General features: G+C 68.7%; 3 protein-coding genes and 1 pseudogene. 3 read left to right on the top strand and 1 reads right to left on the bottom strand.

From position 1 onward, the window contains the following. Positions 1-483 precede the first annotated feature (483 nt). Positions 484-1,533, top strand: a complete 1,050-nt coding sequence (locus MZTS_RS20020; protein WP_192285153.1) for an HpcH/HpaI aldolase/citrate lyase family protein — start codon at positions 484-486, stop codon at positions 1,531-1,533. A 64-nt stretch (positions 1,534-1,597) separates the two neighbouring features. Next, the gene (gene hspQ, locus MZTS_RS20015; protein ID WP_192285152.1) at positions 1,598-1,936 is read left to right on the top strand and encodes a heat shock protein HspQ; all 339 of its coding nucleotides are present in this window, start codon (positions 1,598-1,600) and stop codon (positions 1,934-1,936) included. Positions 1,937-2,035: 99 nt separating this feature from the next. Here hspQ and MZTS_RS20010 read toward each other — a convergent pair whose 3' ends face one another. Beyond that, a complete protein-coding gene (locus tag MZTS_RS20010; RefSeq protein ID WP_009866768.1) occupies positions 2,036-2,218 on the bottom strand; it encodes a hypothetical protein in 183 nt (60 codons plus the stop codon). Between the two features lie 447 nt (positions 2,219-2,665). On the opposite strand from MZTS_RS20010, the pseudogene MZTS_RS20005 reads away from it, so the two are divergent. Beyond that, positions 2,666-3,125: pseudogene (locus MZTS_RS20005) on the top strand (HD-GYP domain-containing protein); the annotation flags it as partial.

Genomic DNA, 3,125 nt, shown 5'->3' with positions numbered 1-3,125 from the left:
TGTCCGACAGCCCGCCTCGGCCGGAAAACACGGCCCGAGGCGGTCCGTTCCGTTCTGCCTGCCCCGCGCGAATGCTTGGCCGGGCAAGCTTTGCCGTTCCGCTGTTGCGTATCGTGCGTTTCGGCACGCGGAGCGGATCCTCGGCTGCGGGCGAAATGTTCGCGAAGACTTCGCCAAGAATTTCGCGAAAAGTCAGGCCGTGCCGGGATTGTCTTGCGAATGGCGGGTCGGTGCAATCCTCAACCCGCCGTATTCCCGAGGATCTCTTCGGCCGCGCCTACCCGGGCCGATTCCGCCGTATCGGCGATCGCGGGGTACTCCCGCCGGGGACCGGGAAGACCCCGTGAGACCTGTCCTTCGGGGGCCCTCGCGTGCCCCGCGCCGGTCATCCCAGCGCGCATGCAGGCCGAAGGTCGGCTTTACGCCGGGGGGCGGCGTGCTCTAACCCCTGAAGCCATACGCCAAACCGGAGACCGAGATCCGATGAAACTGCCGCGCCGCTTCTTCCAGCCGCTCGCCGCGGGTGCGCCCGAGCCGTTCCGCGAGCTGCCGATCAAGCTCGAGCGGATGATCCACTTCGTCCCGCCCCACAACGAGAAGGTCCGCGCCCGCGTGCCCGAGCTCGCCAAGACGGTGGACGTGGTGCTCGGCAACCTGGAGGACGCGGTCCCCGCCGACCAGAAGGAGGCGGCGCGCAAGGGCTTCGTCGAGATGGCCAAGGCCACCGACTTCGCCGCCAGCGGCACCGGCCTGTGGACCCGCATCAACGCCCTCAACTCCCCCTGGATTCTCGACGACCTGTTCACCCTGGTCGCCGAGGTCGGCTCCAAGCTCGACGTGGTGATGGTGCCGAAGGTCGAGGGGCCCTGGGACATCCACTACATCGACCAGCTGCTGGCCCAGCTCGAAGCGCGCCACGGGGTGACCAAGCCGATCCTCGTCCACGCCATCCTCGAGACCGCCGAGGGCGTGGCCAATGTCGATGCCATCGCCTCCGCCTCGCCCCGCATGCACGGCATGAGCCTCGGCCCGGCCGATCTCGCCGCCTCCCGCGGCATGAAGACCACCCGCGTCGGCGGCGGCCACCCGGATTACCGGGTCATCGCCGATCCCAAGGGGGACGGCGAGCGCGCCTCCGCCCAGCAGGATCTGTGGCACTACACCATCGCCCGGATGGTCGATGCCTGCATGGCCAACGGCATCAAGGCCTTCTACGGACCCTTCGGCGACTTCTCGGATTCGGCCGCCTGCGAGGTCCAGTTCCGCAACGCCTTCCTGATGGGCTGCGCCGGTGCCTGGACGCTGCATCCGAGCCAGGTCGCGCTGGCCAAGACCGTGTTCGCCCCCGATCCGGCCGAGGTGAACTTCGCGGTGCGCATCGTCGAGGCGATGCCCGACGGCACCGGCGCGGTGATGATCGACGGCAAGATGCAGGACGACGCCACCTGGAAACAGGCCAAGGTGATCGTCGATCTCGCCCGTCTGGTGGCCGAGAAGGATCCGGACCTGGCCAAGGTCTACAATCTGCCCTGATCGCTGCGGAGAATGCGCGCCCGCTCCGATGGAACCGAGCGGGCGCGAAGCCTATCTATCGGTCATGACCCAGACCAGCATGAGAACCGCCAAGTTCGGCCTCGGGGCGGTGGTCCGGCACAGGATCTACCCGTTCCGGGGTGTCGTGTTCGACGTGGACCCGGAATTTTCCAATACCGAGGAATGGTGGCTCGCCATTCCCGAGGAGGTCCGGCCGCGCAAGGACCAACCGTTCTACCACCTGCTCGCCGAGAACGCGGACAGCGAATACGTCGCCTATGTCTCGGAGCAGAATCTCGTGCCCGACACCTCCGGCGAGGCCCTGCGCCATGCCGGCATCAACGAGGTGTTCGAGCGCAGCGCCGACGGCGCCTACCGCATGCGGAGCGGCCACGCGAACTGAGCCTGGCCATCGGCCGAGAAAAACAAAGGGACGCCCGCGGCACGGGCGTCCCTTTGTCGTCGAACCGCGGCGACGCGACCGCCCGCGGCCGAAGCCGGATCAGGAGATCAGGTCGAGCTTGTCCGTCTTGAAGCCGGCCGCCCGCAGCCCGTCGGGCAGGGCGGCGTAATCGGCATAGCCGGCCTCGCGGGCCATGGCGTCGAGGGCCGTGCGCTCGTCGTCGGCGCTGCCGGTCCAGAGGATCGCGCCGCTCGTCTTCTGCCGGATCTGGAAGATGCTCATCGTCGTCCGTCCATGGTCGAGTCTCTCTTGCAAGGACAACCCGAGACCGGCGCCCCGGTTGCAGCGGAGGATGTGAGGCGGGCCTCGAAGCCCCGTAGGCAGGTCCGCGCGGCGTCTGAGCGAAACCCGAACGCCGCCATCCCGAAGGAAGCGACCGGATTCGGCTGGGAGGGGAGCGGCGTCCTGCGGACTGCGAAAAACCGACTTTTCCTCCGGGCGACCCCAGCTTCGCGCGGGCAGCGGTTCGGGGCGACGCATAATCCGCGCTGCCGGGGAAGGCTTGTCGTGCGGGCATGCCAGTTCTGGTCCGGCGCTAGCACTCGGCGCTCAGCGAATACGTCGGAGTTGTGGCGTCGGCGGCGAGCGAAGCTTTTCGAAACATTTTTGATGTATTCCGAGGGGTACCGCTTCGCGTCCGTCAGGGACCCTGCGGTCGACGGATGATCGATGCAGGAATCGTGGAACCGGTATGGCGGCCAGACGTCGCGGGATGTGAGACGGGAGGCGTTCGTCGTGCTCGTCTCGGATCGCCGCGAGCGGGCCGAGCGCCTCGCCCGCGGCATCGCCCTGGTCCTTCCCTGCCGCGTGATCGAACCCGGTTCGGCCCTGCCCGCCGGCCCGCCGGCGGCCTTCCTCGTCGATGTCGCCACCGATCTGACCAAGAGTGGGGACAGCGGCCCGGAAGGGAGCCGGGAGAGCGCCGCCTGGGTCGCTGCGATCGCCGCCTCCATCCGCGCGAGCGGGCTGCCCTGTCTGTATCTCTCCCGCGGCCATGCCGCCCAGGACGGGGCGGCCATCCGCCTGCTCGGCGGGCCGACGGTGATCGATCCGCGTCAGCCGGCCGGCATCGTTCCGACGCTCCTGCGCCTGATCGGCCAGGGGCGGAAGCGGGGGCCCGGAGCGGGGG

The sequence above is a fragment of the Methylorubrum zatmanii genome (assembly GCF_014845115.1).
Taxonomy (GTDB): Bacteria; Pseudomonadota; Alphaproteobacteria; order Rhizobiales; family Beijerinckiaceae; genus Methylobacterium; species Methylobacterium zatmanii.
Note: the sequence above shows the minus strand (reverse complement) of the source record. Positions and strands in the feature narration are given on the sequence as shown.